Here is a 16,458-nt window from a genome sequence, read left to right on the forward strand (position 1 = left end):
TTTATGAAGAAGATTGCAAGTATTATTTCTAAATTTCTTTTTTTTATGCTAAATCACTTAAAATAGAGGCAATTTTTGTTGTCATTAAATCAATGGCAACTGCATTTGATCCACCTTCAGGTATAATAATATCCGCAAATTTCTTGGTCGGTTCAATAAATTGATGATACATTGGTTTTACGACTGTAATATATTGATGAATAATCGAATCCAATGTTCTACCACGTTCAACCATATCTCGTTTAATACGTCGAATAATACGAATATCATCATCTGTATCGACATACACTTTAATATCCATTAAATTCCGTAAACGTTCATCTTCTAAAATTAAAATTCCTTCAATTAGAATGACATCTTTTGGTTCTTGATGAATCGTTCGATCACTTCTCGTATGATTTTCATAATCGTACACGGGTTCATCAATCGATTCAAAATTAATTAATTTATTCATATGTTCAATTAATAAATCTGTATCAAATGCAAACGGATGGTCATAATTCGTTTTTAATCGTTCTTCAAAGGGCATATCACTTTGGTCTTTATAATAGAAATCTTGGTCAATTTTTACAATGCTTAATTCTGGAAAATGATCCAAAATCTTTCTACTAACAGTAGTTTTACCACTACCTGAACCACCAGTCACTCCAATAACAATCGGCTTCTTTTTCATAAATTACTCCTTATCAACGTATTTGGCTTTTAATACTAAGTGTTCATCATATGTTTTTGCAAAATAAACTTCTTTTGTTTGAATATCCGCTACGAAATATTCATAATCTGTTTGAGCTGGATCAATAGCTGCTAAAATTGCTTCTTCACTTGGACTATTAAACGGTCCAGGACCCATCCCTCTATTTCTATATAAATTATATGGAGAATTTACTTCTAAATCTTTTAATGTGACAACTTCTTTATGTTCCCCTAGTGCATAAAGAACTGAAATATCTGTTTGTAACATCATATTTTTTTGCAGGCGATTATAGAAAACACTGGCAATTTTTTGGCGATCTTCTAATTTATACCCTTCTTTTTCAAGTAAAGAAGCCATTGTTAAAATTTCATGAACGTTATAATCACCTTGAGAGATTTTCGCATAATATTTAGATAAAATACTATCTGTTTTAGCAACCATTTCTTCAATAATCATTTGTAAAGTCTTTGTTTCATCTGCATCATAAGTAGCAGGATATAAATAACCTTCTAAGAAATAACGAACATTTTTCGCTTTTTGAGCATCTTTAAATAATCGAGGGAATTTTTGTATTAACTGATCAATAAAAGCTTGCTCTTGCACTTTATTCATAAAATCATCTTTAGAATATTTCGTTGATTTTTCAATTTCTTCAGCAATTCCAGTTAAAGTTTCACCTTCACGTACAACAACTTTTGCAACATTTGAAGATTTATCTTTCCCCCCATCTGCTAATTGCCCTAGAATTTGATCCAATGTCATTGATGGAGATAATTGGTAAAATCCTGCTTTAAAACCTGCTACATTTTTAAATTTAATATAAAAATTAAAAATTTTTGCATTACGAATGAGTTTATTTTCTTCTAATATTTTAGCAATTTGCTTCACAGAAGAGCCTGTTGGAATTTCCACTTCAATGGATTGAGTTTGTTTCGTATCGACAGGTTTTAATGAGCTAGACACATAATAATATCCATAAGCTCCACCACCAAGAACGATGATAGTTAATAAAATTGCAAAAAATCTAACAATATTTCGGACAACTTTCGATTCTTTTTTCCGAATTGCTCTTAATTCATCATTTTCATGAAGAAATCCCCTACTAAAACGATCTCTTTTTGACATAATCCGCCTCCTTTTAACTTCGTTGTCATTATACATGAATTCCTATAACATTTGAAGTCTAGGAGTTATACAATTATGTTACAAATTCTAACAATGAGACTCCTACAAGTGAAATGGACAGGAAATTTTGAGATCTAGGCTAAAATTTAGGCATAAGACCGAAGAGCTGCTGCCGTCCTTCACTACTTCAGTTAAGTCCATCATTTAAACGTCCTCTCATATACACACGTCCAATGAAATGGACTTGACGCTGTAGCGTTAGTACTAGAAGCCATATCGGCTTCTAGTACAGGAAATTTTGAGACCTAGGCTCAAAATTTAGCAATGAGACAGCAAAGCTGGCTGCTTGCGTCCTTCGTTACTTCAGTCAAGTCCAATTTCGCCTCCTAAAAGGAAAGAAGACACCAAATAGCATCTATCAGGCGTCTTCTCACATCATTATTCTTCTTCTTCATCTAAGAAAGTATTTAAAACTTCCTCAATCATATCCCATTCTTCTTCAGTTTCGATAGGAAGTAAGTCTCCTTCAGTACCATCTTCAGCTTCAACATAAGAAAATGCTTGAAGTTCAACTTCTTCTCCCTCAGGAATTCCTGCTGGGTAAACTAAAACATATGATTTACCAAAATCTTCTGAATCGAAAGTAAATAAAACCTCATGTAAGACTTCATTTCCCTCTTCATCAATAATTGTAATATGTTCATGTCCATCATGTTCATGTGTATGTTCTGTCATTACGTTTCCTCTTTTCTATTTAATATTTAAATCTAAATAATTTTGTAAAATGATGACGGCTGCTAACTTATCAATGACTTCTTTTCTCTTTTTACGAGAAACATTCGCCTCCTCAACAAGCATTCTTTCTGCTTGCATTGTTGTTAACCGTTCATCGTGAAAAACGATTGGAATTTCTAATCGCTTTTCTAAACTTCTACCATATTTTTGTGAAGCTTCTGCTCTTGGTCCAGCTGTATTATTCATGTTTTTCGGCATCCCGATAACAATCTTCTCAACTTCGTATTCTTTAACCAATTCCACCACACGATTAAAGCCAAATTCACTTGCAGCTTCATTAATCGCAATCGTTTCAACACCTTGAGCAGTCCAACCTAATGGGTCACTAATCGCAACTCCAACTGTTTTACTGCCAACATCTAATCCCATTACTCTCATTAACAATCTCTACCTGTCGAACGAATATAATGGCGGATTAATTCTTCGATAATTTCATCACGCTCGTGACGTCTTACTAAATTTCTAGCATCACGATGTCGAGGAATATAAGCTGGATCGCCAGATAATAAGTACCCAACAATTTGATTGACTGCACTATAACCTTTTTCGTTTAATGCATCATAAACAATTGTTAGTGTCTCTTGTACTGTTTTTTCATCTTTATCATGAAAGTTAAATAGAACTGTTTCATCCATTGAACTCATATTAACACCTCATTTCTTTGTATCTTCATTCTACTAAATTTTAGTAAAAACTACAATCAATTCGATAGAGATTAAACTTTCCTTAAAAAAATGAAGTAGAATAGATCACATTCTACTCCATTTCAATTGAATCATTATGCTTGAGCTAAGAATTCTTCTACCGCTTTTAACGCAGCTGGAATACCTGCTGGATTTTTACCACCTGCTTGAGCCATATCTGGACGGCCACCACCGCCACCTTGGATATGTGAAGCAATTGCTTTGATAATATCTCCTGCTTTAATTCCTTTTTCATTTGCATCTTTAGAAACTGCAGCTAATAAATTCGCTTTTTCGCCTTCATTAGTTGCTACGACGAATACATCACTTGCTGCTTTTTGTCTCCAAGTATCTGCTAATTGACGTAATTCATTCATATCTTTGTTTGGTAAGTGAACAGTAATGAATGAGTAGTTTCCTGCTGTAGAAACAGATTCGAATAAGTCTGCTACTTCAGATTTCATTAATTTAGCTTTCAACGCTGAAATTTCATGTTGAGCTTCTTTTAACTCTTGTTGTAAGTGAGAAACTCGTTCTGGAGTAGTATCTAATTGAACAGCTTTAACATCACTTGCAATTTGTTTTAATAACAATTCATGTTTTGCTAATAATTCAAATGCTTCTTGACTAGTTACAGCTTCAATACGGCGAACTCCTGCACCAATACCAGATTCAGAAATAATCTTAAATAGACCAATTTCTTGAGTATTTGAAACGTGAACCCCACCACATAATTCGATAGACCAGTTTGCAATGTTTACCATACGAACTTTATTACCATATTTTTCACCAAATAAAGCCATTGCGCCTAATTTTTTCGCTTCTTCTAATGTAGTTTCAACCGTCACTACATCTAAAGCTGCCCAAATCTTTTCATTTACAATACGTTCCATTTCAGCTAATTCTTCAGCTGTTACTTGTCCAAAGTGGCTAAAGTCAAAACGTAAGTATCCTGGAGCTACTAATGAACCTGCTTGGTTAGCATGTGTTCCTAATACTTCTTTTAATGCTTGGTGTAATAAGTGAGTTGCAGTGTGGTTTTTAATTAATTTAGCACGCTCTTGTTGATCCACTTCTAATACATAAGTTGAGTTTAATTGCATTGGAGCAACGACATCAATTGTATGTAATGGTTGACCATTTGGAGCTTTCTTCACTTGAACAACAGTTGCAACTACTTGACCTGATTCATCTTTAATCACACCATGGTCAGATAATTGTCCACCCATTTCAGCATAGAATGGAGTTTGATTGAAGACAACTTGTACTCTTGTATCTTCTAAAGCAGATTCTACTAATTCATCTTCAAATACAATCGCACTTAATAAACCTTTTTCAGTTGTACGGTCATATCCCACAAATGTACTTTCCACTGTAATATCACGTAAAACAGCTGATTGAACATTCATAGATGTTTCTGTATTACGAGCTGCACGAGCACGTTCTTTTTGTGCTTTCATTTCAGCTTGGAATCCTTCTTCATCCACTTCATAACCATTATCACTAGCATATTCTAATGTTAATTCATAAGGGAATCCATAAGTATCATATAGTTTAAATGCATTTTCACCTGATAAAACTGTTTGATTTTGCTCTTTCATTTCAGCAAATACTGTTTCTAAAATTGCAAGTCCATCATGAATTGTTTCTTGGAAACGATTTTCTTCATTTGCAATAACTTTTTGAATAAATTCAAGATTTTCAGTTACTTCAGGATAGTAGCTATGCATGATACTAGCAACAGTAGGCACTAATTTTGTTAAGAATGAACCTTGAATGCCTAAACGTTGACCATGCATTACTGAACGACGGATTAAACGACGGATAATATATCCACGTCCTTCATTTGAAGGTAAAGCACCATCACCAATCGCAAAACTTACTGCACGAATATGGTCAGCAATAACTTTAAATGAAACATCTAAATCTTTCGAAGTATTATATTTTTTACCAGCACTTAGTTGTTCTAATTGTTGAATAATTGGCATGAATAAATCTGTTTCAAAGTTTGTCGGAGTATCTTGAATAACAGAAACAACACGCTCTAATCCCATCCCCGTATCGACGTTTTTATGTGGTAATGGAGGATATGTTCCATCTGGCATATGGTTAAATTGAGAGAATACTAAGTTCCAAATTTCTAAATAACGTTCGTTTTCTCCTCCTGGATAGTTTTCAGGATCATCTTCAGCTAATGTTTGATATTTTTCACCACGGTCATAGAAAATCTCAGTATCTGGTCCACATGGTCCAGCACCGATATCCCAGAAGTTATCTTCTACAGGAATAATATGGTCTTCTGGTAATCCTACTTTTTCCATCCATAATTGTTTTGTTTCAGGATCTTTTGGATAATACGTTACATATAAACGATTTGGGTCTAATGCTAACCATTTTTCACTAGTTAAAAATTCCCAAGCCCATGGAATTACTTCTTCTTTGAAGTAATCTCCAATTGAGAAGTTCCCCATCATTTCAAATAATGTATGGTGTCTTGCAGTGTGACCTACATTTTCAATATCATTTGTACGAATACTCTTTTGAGCATTTGTAATTCTTGGAACTTCAGGTGTTTCTGTTCCATCAAAATATTTTTTCAAAGTAGCTACCCCTGAGTTAATCCATAATAATGTTGGATCATTCACAGGAATTAAACTTGCACTTGGATGCACCTTATGTCCTTTCTCTTGGAAGAAATCAAGATACATTTGACGAATTTCGCTACTAGATAATTTTTTCATCTTTACCATCCTTTTCGTTTATTAAAAAAATAAAAACTGCCCCATTGTTACAAGGGCGTCTACCACGCGGTACCACCTTGCTTACAATGAAACAGCATTTCATCCTCATTCATTCCGATAACGCGGGAAGCGTCTGTATTTCTACAAAATTCCAATCAGGAGCATAAATTTTGTGGTCATTTTCACCGACTAGACCTCTCTAATGTTAAAATTCTTTTATCTGACTGGGCAATACTCAATTAGTATAAGAAAAAGTCTTTCATTTGTCAAATAAATTCAATAGGTGTCTACTAATTTAAACATCTTCGTTAAACCTGACAAAAAAAGTTGCTTTTGTACTTTGATTTTAATATTTCTAAAGTACAGAAGCAACACATTAGAAATCTTTCTTGTTGCTCTATCATATTCATCGCAAAAAATAAACTCTTAGGAAATCCTAAAAGTTTATTTTTCTTTCGACAATTGCTTCCGTTAAAGTTTGAGAAAAATTTAAACCTAATTCTCTTCCTAACTTATCAGCCCATCTCGGTATCGTTAAAGTCTTTTTTACTGGTTCTTGATTTCCTAAATAATGATTTACATTTACACCTACCATAGAAATAAATGATTTTTTTGAATCAAATTTTAATTCAATATCTTTATCATCCTTGAAAGGATTATGCTCAACTAAGGATAAAGAATTTATATCTGATGGCTTAGGTAAATCGATATCATTTTCGATACAATCAGCAGCATTCATGCCTAGCCACTCACTTGCCATTTCCAATGCATCACTAATATCTTTTCCTTGAGTACCAGAAATATTTGAAAAATCTGGAAAATGTACAAAGTAAGGTGCACTAGTACCATCTGAATCATCATAATAAAATAACGCTGGATAAGTTACTAACATTTTCATACCTCCATTTAGAAACATTATAGCACGTGTTACACGTATCAACCAAAAATAATGACCATCTCTCATATTTCGTAAAACGAAGAAAGACTTCCCCATAGTAGCATGCATCATAGTAGTCGAAACATTGTCTACTATGATTACTATGATTAGGAAATTTTGAGACCAAGGCTCAAATTTTAGGCATGAGACCGCAGGGCTGCTGCCGTCCTTTGCTACTATAAAGGAAGTCTTTTGTAGTTTCGTATAAAAAGTCTGTCCTACTTCAATTCCGGAACATACTCCTCATCTCCATAATTGAAAAATAATTCAGTAGGTCCCTTTTGTTCAAAAATGTCTAACATTTGATCCAAATGCCATAATGGTTCTCTCTTCTTCAAATCTTCTAAAGAAATCCAAAACATATTTCCCTCAGACGAAGAACGAAGTTCGCCAGTATAATGACTTGTTTTGTATAAAAAAACAATATAACGTGTTCCATCTGGTCGAATCCAATCTTTAATCCCACAAAACTCGAGATTACTAATTGTTAAACCCGTTTCTTCTTTTATTTCTCGAATGGTCGAATCTACAATCGATTCCATTGGTTCAACATGCCCTCCAGGGAAGATTAGTCCTTGTGCATAACTTAAATTTTTCTCTTGCACTAAAACATTTCCCTCTTGGTCATAAATCATACACATATTGGTCAATTCAGTATGAACAGTACGACTCATTTTCTCACTCTCTTTCTCTTTTTTTAGGCATGAGACCTCAGGGCTGCTGCCGTCCTTTGCTACTATATTTGGAAATCTTTCGTAGTCTCCCTCTTTAAAAATATTGAAGAAATTCTCCATAGCCTTCTTTTTCTAAATCTGCTTTTGGAATAAATCTTAATGCTGCAGAATTAATACAATAACGTAATCCACCTAATTCTTCTGGACCATCTGGGAATACATGACCTAAGTGAGAATCTGCTTTTTGACTACGAACTTCTGTACGAACACGATTTAGTTTATGATCTTCTTTTTCTGTTAATGTTGTATTTTGAATTGGTCTTGAAAATGATGGCCAGCCACAACCTGCATCAAATTTATCTTTTGAACTAAATAATGGTTCACCACTCACGACATCTACATAAATTCCTTCTTCAAAAAATTCATCATATTCTCCTGAAAAAGGACGTTCTGTTGCTTCATTTTGTGTCACTTCATATTGAATTTCTGTTAATCGTTGTTTTAATGCTTCTTTTGAAAAATCTGACATTTTTCTTCCTCCTAATCTTCAAACTTCCACTTCGATTGATGTGGGTCTTGAATTCGTTTAAATAATTTTTCTAAATCTTTATTGCTTAAATGAACTAATACTGGTCTACCATGAGGACAATTATAGGGATTTTTACATTTTGCTAAGTCCACTAATAATTGTTCTGCTTCAAGCGTTGTTAGACGGTGATTCGCTTTAATCGAACCTTTACAACTCATCATAATAGCAGTCGCTTTACGTAACTGAGCCACGGTTACTTTTTGATTCGATAGAACTAAATCAATAATTTCCTCGATAATCTCTTTTTCTTCTCCCTGCTTAATCCAACTAGGGTGAGACTGAATTTGAAACGTATGCGTTCCAAATGGTTCAATTTCTATTCCAAATTCTCGAATCATTTCTAAGGACTCTTGTAGTTTTAATGCTTCTTTTTTAGAAAATTCCATGACAATCGGAATCATTAATGATTGACTCACCGGTGCTACTTCTCCAATGGAAACTTTAAAAATTTCATATTTAATTCGCTCCTGTGCAGCATGTTGGTCTATCATGTATAAACCTTTTTCATTTTGCGCAAATAAATATGTCCCGTGCATTTGTCCAAAATAATGTAATTCTGGAAAATCAGTTTCAAAATTCTCTTCATCCAAATCTTGTGATAATTTCCAATAATTCGCTTTTTCTTGGTGGAAATCGATTCGGCAATCTTCGCAGTCCTCTTTGTTATGAACTGTTATTTGTACTGGAATTTCTTCTGTTAATTTTTCAGAAGGTTCTCTCTCAAATGGACTCTCTTCAGTTTCTAAAGGTAAAGCTTCAGAACTCACCTCTTCACTCGTATACGAAGGAGTCTCCTCCTCTTGAATCCACTCGCTATGCGTCTCAACTCGAATGGACGGCTGAACAGGTTTTAAGTCAAAGTTCAATGTTTCCTGTTCCACTTCCGGTCGAGCAATTAAAGTATCCGTTACTTTACGTTTAAATGGTAAATCTTCCAAAGATTCAGGAATCCGTTGCACTCCTTGGATTGACTCATGTATCGCTTTTTGAATAAGAGCTGAGAGCTCCACTTCCTTACTAATACGCACTTCTTGCTTTGTTGGATGCACATTGACATCGACTAATTGGAAATCCATTTCAATATCAATCACCGTAATTGGAAAACGTCCCACCATTAAGGTAGAACCATAACCTGCCACAATCGCTTTAGAAATGGCAATATTACGAATCGAACGACCATTGATAAAAATGGAAATATAATTTCTATTGGATCGTGTTAATTCTGGTAAGGAAGTAAACCCACTAACTGTGAAGTCATCATCTTCCCCACTAAACGCTAACATTTTACGAGCATTGGTAGGGCCTAAATTCCCGGCAATTGCTTGTCGCAAGTCTCCATTCCCTGCTGTACGAATTAATTCATTTCCTTCATTTCTTAAAATAATCGAAATTTCTGGATGGCTCAGAGAGATTTTACTCACAACATCTGTAATATGGGCAATCTCCGTTTGAAGTGTTCGAACAAATTTTAAACGAGCAGGGGTATTATAAAATAAATCTGAAACTTCAATGGTCGTTCCTTTTAACGGAGGTACTTGAGTTTCTTCTACAATATTTCCTGACTCGACTTTTAACTGAGTTCCCACGTCTTCTCCGGTTGAAGTCGTTAAAGTCACTTTTGAAACAGCCGTAATACTTGCTAAAGCTTCTCCTCTGAAACCTAATGTTTTAATACGAAATAATTGTTCAGGTGAATAAATTTTACTCGTCGTATGACGACGAATCGATAAGACAGCATCTTCACGACTCATCCCTGAACCATTATCAGTAATTCGAATGAGTTTTAACCCTGCTTCTTCAATTTCAATGACAATTCTTGTACTACCAGCATCTACTGCATTTTCCAACAATTCTTTAACAACAGATGACGGGCGTTCAATCACTTCCCCTGCTGCTATCTGATTGGTTAATAAAGCACTTAATTCTTTAATTTTCCCCATAGACTCACCCTTTCAGTCTTGTTTGCCATTGGTCGATGAATTGCAACGCTTGAAGTGGCGTTAAATTCATCACTCGAACGGATTTTATCTCCTCTAATATTTCTTGGTCGGTATTACTTGTAAATAAATCCAATTGTTCTGATTCGACACGTGGAATTTCAACGGTAGCACTACTTTCTACGTCTTCCACTCTACGTTCCACCTCAGCATTTTCTTGAAGACTTACCTGTGCTTGCGAATTGTTTTCTAATATCGTTAAAATATTTTCCGCATGACTTAATAATGACGACGGTAACCCAGCTAATTTAGCGACATGAATTCCGTAACTCTTATCTGCTGGCCCTTCCATAAGTTTATGAAGGAAGACTACTTCCCCATCTTTTTCAATCGCTCCTACGTGAACATTTTTCAAATCTTCATACGTATCACTTAAAGCGGTTAATTCATGATAATGAGTTGAGAAAAGGACTTTCGCAGTTAAATGTTCATGAATGTATCCAATAATGGCATGAGCAAGAGCCATCCCGTCATAGGTAGCTGTTCCTCTTCCGATTTCATCAAATAATAATAAACTTGTTGGATCAGCTTGACGTAATGCCGTATTGGTTTCCATCATTTCCACCATGAAGGTACTTTGACCAGAAATTAAATCATCTGCCGCTCCAATTCGTGTAAAGATTTTCGTAAAAATTGGAATTTTTGCACTTGTTGCAGGAACAAAACACCCAATTTGCGAAAGAATCACACATAGCGCCAACTGTCTCATATACGTTGATTTCCCCGACATATTCGGTCCTGTAATTAATAAAATATGATCTTCCGGTGTCATTTGAATCGAATTAGGTACATAACTAGAACGTCCCATTACTTTTTCAACAACCGGATGACGACCATCGATAATTTCTAACGAACGATCCATTAACGAAATCGTAGGTCTTACTAATTGATACGCTTCACTGACCGTACTAAACGACTGCAGTACATCAATTGTAGCAACTGCTTTTGCCAATTCTTGTAATTGCTCCGTATAAGTTTTCACTTCTTCACGAACAGCTACAAATAATTCATATTCTAGTAAACTTGATTTCTCTTCCGCTTCTAAAATTAATGCTTCTTTTTCTTTTAATTCAGGTGTAATAAATCGTTCTGCATTACTCAATGTTTGTTTTCGTTCATAGCGACTATCATCTAATTGAGACAGATTCGCTTTTGTCACTTCAATATAATAGCCAAACACTTTATTATAACTAATTTTTAAGGATTTAATTCCTGTAGCTTCTCTCTCAGATTGTTGTAATTGAGCAATCCATTCTTTTCCATGCGCCATTGTTTCACGGTAAAGGTCTAATGTTTCATGATAGCCTTTTTTAATGATATTCCCATCTGATAAAGAGACTGGTGCATCTTCATCAATCGCTCTTTCAATGCGTTCATATAATTCTGGAATCGCATGTAATTGTTGTTTTAACTTTTGCCATTTCGGATGATTCAAACTATCGGCAATCGCTCTAAACACAGGAACTTTCGCCAAAGTTTGTTTTAATTGTAATAAATCTCTTGCATTGGCTGTTCCAAATGAAACTTTCCCAACAATGCGCTCTAAATCATACACACCTTTTAAAGCTTCAATAAAATCAATACGTTCAAAATAATGTTGCTTCAAACTTTCAACTAAATCATGTCGTTCTTCAATCTCAGTTTGAAGCACTAATGGTTTTTCAATCCATTGTTTTAATAAACGAGCTCCCATTGCTGTCTGAGTTTCATCAAGGAACCAATAAAGCGAACCTTGTTTTTGCTGAGTTCGAATCGTACTTGTTAACTCTAAATTTCTTTTCGCTTCATAGTTCATGAATAAGTAAAAGTCTCGTTCATAGTAACTCGCTTTTTGCAGATGAGTGAAGCTTTTCTTTTGAGTTTTCGCTAAGTAAGATAATAAACCTTCCAGAACTTCATAGACATCTTCTTGCTCGATATCTTCTAATAACGCATCGAAACTTCCTTTTTGAATCTCTTCAGTTTGTAAGGTAGATTGTAAAATATCAAAATACAAACACATTTCTTCTAATGCTTCAGAAGAAAAATCTCCTACTTTCACTAATTCTCTCGTTTTCAAACTCGAGCATTCACTACGAACTTCTTCCATTGATTGCACACGAGTCCCTTTTAATTCCCCTGTTGCAACATCAACATATCCTAACGCATAAGAATCTTTCGATAATGGCTTTAATGCTACTAAATAGTTATTCGCATGTTGTTGAGAATATTCCGTATACGTCCCCGGCGTTAAAACTTGGACAACATCTCTTTTAACCATTCCTTTAGTAAATTTAGGATCTTCTAATTGCTCACAAATCGCAACTTTCTTTCCATATTCAATTAATGTTCGAATATATTCTTTAGCAGAATGATGAGGAACTCCACACATCGGAATTGGATCTTCTGCATTTTTATTTCGACATGTTAATGTAATTTCTAATAGACGAGCAGCTTCTAGCGCATCATCATAAAATAATTCATAAAAATCTCCCAAACGATAAAACAATAAACAGTCCGGATATTGTTCCTTAATTGAAAAATATTGTTCCATCATGGGCGTTCTCTTTGTTTTTTGAGGCATTCGTAAAATTTTCTCCTTTACTATTCCATATATGGTTGATCTGGTGAAATTTTAATCGGTAAAATTTTCTTCACTTTTCCCGTTGCATCATCACATTCAATAAAACAAGCGGATAATTGCACATCATCAGGATCAGATACTTCGAATCGTGTTGGTAATTGGTTTAAAAACTTACCAATAATCGCTTCTCTTTCCATTCCTAAAATTCCATTATAAGGCCCTGTCATTCCAACATCACACATGACAGCCGTTCCTTGCGGTAAAATACGAGCATCATTCGTTTGTACATGCGTATGCGTTCCAATCACAGCAGTTACTTTTCCATCTAAAAACCAACCCATTGCTTGTTTTTCACTTGTCACTTCCGCATGGAAATCTACAAAAATAATCGGTGTTCTCTTACGAGCTGTTTCAACAAGTGACTGAATCACTTGAAATGGATCATCTAATGTATTCATAAAGACACGACCTTGTAAGTTAATCACACACACTTCCACTTGATTGCACTTGATAAATACCATCCCTTGCCCTGGAACTCCTGCTGGATAATTCGCTGGACGAACCATTTTCTTAGCATCCTCAATAAACTCAAAAATATCACGATTATCAAAAGCATGGTTTCCTAATGTCACAACATCTGCACCCGCTTGTAATAATTGCTTATAAATTTTCTCCGTAATGCCCTTTCCATTCGCAGCATTTTCTCCATTGACAATCGTTACTTGAGGTTTATATTTTTTCTTTAATTTTGGTAAATAATCTTCAATTGCTTGACGACCTGGAGCACCAACAACGTCTCCAACAAATAATAACTTCATGTGACTCCTCTTTCTATTTCATCTTCTATTAGTGTAACAACAAATGTTTTGAAATGATAGTGTTTTGATGAAAGAAATTTAGTTGGAGTGCAAAAAAACTCTTAAAGTTCTCGATCAGACCTTAAGAGTTTTCAATAACTATTTATACAAATACAACTTGAACTAAAATCATATAAATCATCGTTGGAACAAAAATACTTAATAATGTATTTTGCTTCCACCAATGTAATACTACTACACAAGCAATACTAATGAGTTCTGCAGCCCCAAATGGTGCTTGTGTCCATGCTACATCTTTAACACAATAAATGACTAATGTCGTCATAATTGCTTTAGGCAATACTTGCGCAATAAATTGTAATCTCGGAGGTAATACATCATGATGACGGAACATGACATAAGGGAATAATCTCAATCCGAATGTCACAATTGTTGCAACCATCATGCTTAAAAAAATCATTATTGGTGTCATTTTGATACTTCCTCCTTCAATTTATGTTTCATATTTCTTTCAAAAATGATCATTAATAAAATAACTGTACAAGCTAGGCTTGGTAGTAAGAAATATTTTGGACCAACTGCAATTAACCAGAATAATGCACTACTTCCACCGATTAAGAAAGGATAGTAACGATCACTTTGCATGATTTGATTTACAACGATTAATACAAATAATGCCGTCATTGAAAAATCAATTCCTTTTGCTGAAAATGGAATAAAGTTACCTGCAACAACTCCTACCATTGTCCCGAATACCCAGTACACATGGTTTAAAAAAGCAAGATAGACATGAACAATATCAGAATACGTTCCCTCTCCCTCTTGTTTCATACCAACCATAACAGAAAATGTTTCATCTGATAGGGCAAAGATTAAATAGAAAGCTTTCCATCCTAATCGCTTAAATAATTCAATAAAACTAATACCGTAAAACATCATACGAGCATTGATTAACAAGGTCATAATCGCAATCATTCCAAGACCCAAACCAGCATTCATAAAGCTGACAATGGCAAATTGCATTGAGCCAGCATACATAAAAATACTAGAAAAAATTGCCCACCAGCCAGAATAACCATCTTGTACCATTAATATGGCAAAAGCAATCCCTAAAAATAAATAACCAAAGAAAATTGGTAATGATAATTTAAATGCTTGTTTCCATTCCTTCATTTCTAAACTCCTTTTTATTCATATACAAATGACAGTGTACCTAATCTTCTATGAGCTTGCAACTAATACGTAATAATTTTTTTGGAATAATAGTTTGAACACCAAAAAAACCAGCATAAAATGCTGGTTTTTTATCGAAAGTAATGCCTCCATTACTTAATGCTCTTTAGAGCGTCTCTTTAAGTTAATTATATTGTATAGTTTTTTTAAAATTATGTCAAGGGATTACAAAATATATATTTCTCCCGACAGCATCTTCATCCATGATGTATATTTAGGACATCCCATTCTATTTAAAATTAAATAATTCAAATATTTACCCTTTAAAATCCCCAAAGAAAAAATATTTTTTAAACAAATTTTTCTAAAAATAATTTTTAAATCAGACAAATCTACAAAAAAACTCAAAATTTTTAAGACATCATATAACTTTAAAACTGAAATTCTATTTCCAGTATTTTTAGGGGTTAGTCTAAAAACAGTACATAAAAGATTATTAACACAATACATAGTTGGTGTTCTAAATCTATTAGCTAAAAAATTATGAGCACAACTATTTCTTAAACATAATAAAAAATCAAACATATTTAAAAAAGCAGCCCTTTTATTTAATGGAAGTCCAAAGTCTTTCATTACTTCAGTCATAGTCGAATCCTTTAAATAATGTAGCAATCGTATACTTTCCCCGAAAGTTAAAGTTTCTATTGCTACCCAAAAGGGTACTGCAACATTAAAATTATCTACATTATCAGAATTCCGATAAACTGCTACCCCTTGAGGAGGTGTATAAGATAAGTCTGTATAAAATCCTGATTCAATATAATCATTTTTATTTATTAGATTTGATAAAAAATAAGGTTTAAATAAAATGAAATCATTAAAATGATGGTAAATAGCATAATTTTGCTCAGAAACAAATGGATATCTTGTTGAATAGGGACACGTTCTTGAATTTGCCGGATCCATATAATTCCTTTTATTTGTATACTGCATTGTATCATTTAAGGAACTACAATATTGACTTGCAAAATGATAAGCTATAGAGTTTTTTAATCTTTGCTCAACATAATTGAGTTTATTTACTATAATAGAATTTAGTTCTTTATCAAAATTATATATATTCAGAAAATCATTCAACTTGATTCCTTTATATTTCTTAGGAGCCCTTGAAGTTAATAATAAACTCTCTAGACCATTAAATAAATTAAAATAATTATATTTTATTAACACTTCTTCCATCTTATTATCATCAAATTGAAGTTCTCTGGATTTTAATTTATTAATTAGATTTTGCCTGGTTTCAAATGTTTTAATCCCCATTTTATAAATACTCCCTAAATATATTTATTTCATTTTAGCATATCTCCATATGTGTAAAAAGTAGCAAATCAGTATTACTAAATAACTTTTATATTCCTAAATATTTTTATATCAAAAGCCTGCTCACGATATATCGTAAACAAGCTTTTCTCAATACAGCTATTTTTTTGTTTCAACTCATTAATTCTTAAATAGTTCTTCTAAATTCCGAGTAGCTGATTCAATCTCATAGTCTGCTTCTACAATTTGATTTTTTACTTTTTCAGTATCCATTTCTCGACTATGGCGAACAGCTAAAATCTTATCTGCCCATTTTTCAAGAGAATCCTTCAAAGATAAACTATTATCG

Annotated in this window: 15 protein-coding genes; all 15 read right to left on the bottom strand. The window is 33.7% G+C overall.

Features of this window, described 5'->3' with window-relative positions; translation table 11 throughout:
• Positions 1–43 precede the first annotated feature (43 nt).
• The 15 genes from udk to RYL55_RS01765 all read right to left on the bottom strand — a co-directional run bounded on the left by udk (position 44) and on the right by RYL55_RS01765 (position 16,109).
• Entirely contained in the window at positions 44–673 is a 630-nt protein-coding gene (udk, locus tag RYL55_RS01695) for a uridine kinase (protein ID WP_314076924.1), read from the bottom strand.
• A gap of 3 nt (positions 674–676) precedes the next feature.
• Positions 677–1,819 (bottom strand): endolytic transglycosylase MltG, encoded by a 1,143-nt coding sequence (gene mltG / locus RYL55_RS01700; protein WP_315006732.1) that lies wholly within the window; start codon positions 1,817–1,819, stop codon positions 677–679.
• Between the two features lie 438 nt (positions 1,820–2,257).
• Positions 2,258–2,554, bottom strand: a complete 297-nt coding sequence (locus RYL55_RS01705) for a DUF1292 domain-containing protein (protein ID WP_314076926.1) — start codon at positions 2,552–2,554, stop codon at positions 2,258–2,260.
• Between the two features lie 15 nt (positions 2,555–2,569).
• Positions 2,570–2,992 carry a Holliday junction resolvase RuvX gene (ruvX, locus tag RYL55_RS01710; RefSeq protein WP_227931530.1) on the bottom strand — a complete coding sequence of 141 codons (423 nt, stop codon included), beginning with the start codon at positions 2,990–2,992 and terminating at the stop codon, positions 2,570–2,572.
• A complete protein-coding gene (locus RYL55_RS01715; RefSeq protein WP_006702831.1) occupies positions 2,992–3,258 on the bottom strand; it encodes an IreB family regulatory phosphoprotein in 267 nt (88 codons plus the stop codon). The genes ruvX and RYL55_RS01715 overlap by 1 nt, the downstream gene beginning before the upstream one ends.
• A gap of 134 nt (positions 3,259–3,392) precedes the next feature.
• Entirely contained in the window at positions 3,393–6,038 is a 2,646-nt protein-coding gene (gene alaS, locus RYL55_RS01720; RefSeq protein ID WP_315006735.1) for an alanine--tRNA ligase, read from the bottom strand.
• Between the two features lie 436 nt (positions 6,039–6,474).
• Positions 6,475–6,930 carry a type II toxin-antitoxin system HicB family antitoxin gene (locus RYL55_RS01725; RefSeq protein ID WP_006702833.1) on the bottom strand — a complete coding sequence of 152 codons (456 nt, stop codon included), beginning with the start codon at positions 6,928–6,930 and terminating at the stop codon, positions 6,475–6,477.
• A gap of 263 nt (positions 6,931–7,193) precedes the next feature.
• The gene (locus tag RYL55_RS01730) at positions 7,194–7,649 is read right to left on the bottom strand and encodes an 8-oxo-dGTP diphosphatase (RefSeq protein ID WP_315006738.1); all 456 of its coding nucleotides are present in this window, start codon (positions 7,647–7,649) and stop codon (positions 7,194–7,196) included.
• A 94-nt stretch (positions 7,650–7,743) separates the two neighbouring features.
• Positions 7,744–8,178, bottom strand: coding sequence for a peptide-methionine (R)-S-oxide reductase MsrB (gene msrB, locus RYL55_RS01735; protein ID WP_227931537.1), 435 nt, complete (start codon positions 8,176–8,178; stop codon positions 7,744–7,746).
• Between the two features lie 11 nt (positions 8,179–8,189).
• Positions 8,190–10,178, bottom strand: a complete 1,989-nt coding sequence (gene mutL / locus RYL55_RS01740; protein WP_315006739.1) for a DNA mismatch repair endonuclease MutL — start codon at positions 10,176–10,178, stop codon at positions 8,190–8,192.
• 4 nt (positions 10,179–10,182) lie between these two features.
• Positions 10,183–12,798 (bottom strand): DNA mismatch repair protein MutS, encoded by a 2,616-nt coding sequence (gene mutS / locus RYL55_RS01745; protein WP_315006740.1) that lies wholly within the window; start codon positions 12,796–12,798, stop codon positions 10,183–10,185.
• Positions 12,799–12,818: 20 nt separating this feature from the next.
• Positions 12,819–13,616: a TIGR00282 family metallophosphoesterase gene (locus RYL55_RS01750; protein ID WP_315006741.1), complete on the bottom strand. Its 798-nt coding sequence runs from the start codon at positions 13,614–13,616 to the stop codon at positions 12,819–12,821.
• Between the two features lie 142 nt (positions 13,617–13,758).
• The gene (locus RYL55_RS01755; RefSeq protein ID WP_315006743.1) at positions 13,759–14,088 is read right to left on the bottom strand and encodes an AzlD domain-containing protein; all 330 of its coding nucleotides are present in this window, start codon (positions 14,086–14,088) and stop codon (positions 13,759–13,761) included.
• Complete coding sequence (locus tag RYL55_RS01760) at positions 14,085–14,789, bottom strand: AzlC family ABC transporter permease (RefSeq protein ID WP_315006745.1); 705 nt, start codon at positions 14,787–14,789, stop codon at positions 14,085–14,087. The genes RYL55_RS01755 and RYL55_RS01760 overlap by 4 nt, the downstream gene beginning before the upstream one ends.
• A gap of 225 nt (positions 14,790–15,014) precedes the next feature.
• Entirely contained in the window at positions 15,015–16,109 is a 1,095-nt protein-coding gene (locus tag RYL55_RS01765) for an Abi family protein (protein ID WP_315006747.1), read from the bottom strand.
• Positions 16,110–16,458: the final 349 nt, after the last annotated feature.

This window comes from uncultured Granulicatella sp. (genome assembly GCF_963515615.1).
GTDB lineage: Bacteria > Bacillota > Bacilli > Lactobacillales > Aerococcaceae > Granulicatella.

Bases quoted from the DNA above. Each gene is read 5' to 3' on its own strand.
- RYL55_RS01755 (WP_315006743.1), bottom strand. From the start codon at position 14,088: ATGACACCAATAATGATTTTTTTAAGCATGATGGTTGCAACAATTGTG.
- alaS (WP_315006735.1), bottom strand. From the start codon at position 6,038: ATGAAAAAATTATCTAGTAGCGAAATTCGTCAAATGTATCTTGATTTC.
- RYL55_RS01705 (WP_314076926.1), bottom strand. From the start codon at position 2,554: ATGACAGAACATACACATGAACATGATGGACATGAACATATTACAATT.
- RYL55_RS01715 (WP_006702831.1), bottom strand. From the start codon at position 3,258: ATGAGTTCAATGGATGAAACAGTTCTATTTAACTTTCATGATAAAGAT.
- ruvX (WP_227931530.1), bottom strand. From the start codon at position 2,992: ATGAGAGTAATGGGATTAGATGTTGGCAGTAAAACAGTTGGAGTTGCG.
- RYL55_RS01725 (WP_006702833.1), bottom strand. From the start codon at position 6,930: ATGTTAGTAACTTATCCAGCGTTATTTTATTATGATGATTCAGATGGT.
- RYL55_RS01760 (WP_315006745.1), bottom strand. From the start codon at position 14,789: ATGAAGGAATGGAAACAAGCATTTAAATTATCATTACCAATTTTCTTT.
- mutL (WP_315006739.1), bottom strand. From the start codon at position 10,178: ATGGGGAAAATTAAAGAATTAAGTGCTTTATTAACCAATCAGATAGCA.
- msrB (WP_227931537.1), bottom strand. From the start codon at position 8,178: ATGTCAGATTTTTCAAAAGAAGCATTAAAACAACGATTAACAGAAATT.
- RYL55_RS01730 (WP_315006738.1), bottom strand. From the start codon at position 7,649: ATGAGTCGTACTGTTCATACTGAATTGACCAATATGTGTATGATTTAT.
- mutS (WP_315006740.1), bottom strand. From the start codon at position 12,798: ATGCCTCAAAAAACAAAGAGAACGCCCATGATGGAACAATATTTTTCA.
- udk (WP_314076924.1), bottom strand. From the start codon at position 673: ATGAAAAAGAAGCCGATTGTTATTGGAGTGACTGGTGGTTCAGGTAGT.
- RYL55_RS01765 (WP_315006747.1), bottom strand. From the start codon at position 16,109: ATGGGGATTAAAACATTTGAAACCAGGCAAAATCTAATTAATAAATTA.
- RYL55_RS01750 (WP_315006741.1), bottom strand. From the start codon at position 13,616: ATGAAGTTATTATTTGTTGGAGACGTTGTTGGTGCTCCAGGTCGTCAA.
- mltG (WP_315006732.1), bottom strand. From the start codon at position 1,819: ATGTCAAAAAGAGATCGTTTTAGTAGGGGATTTCTTCATGAAAATGAT.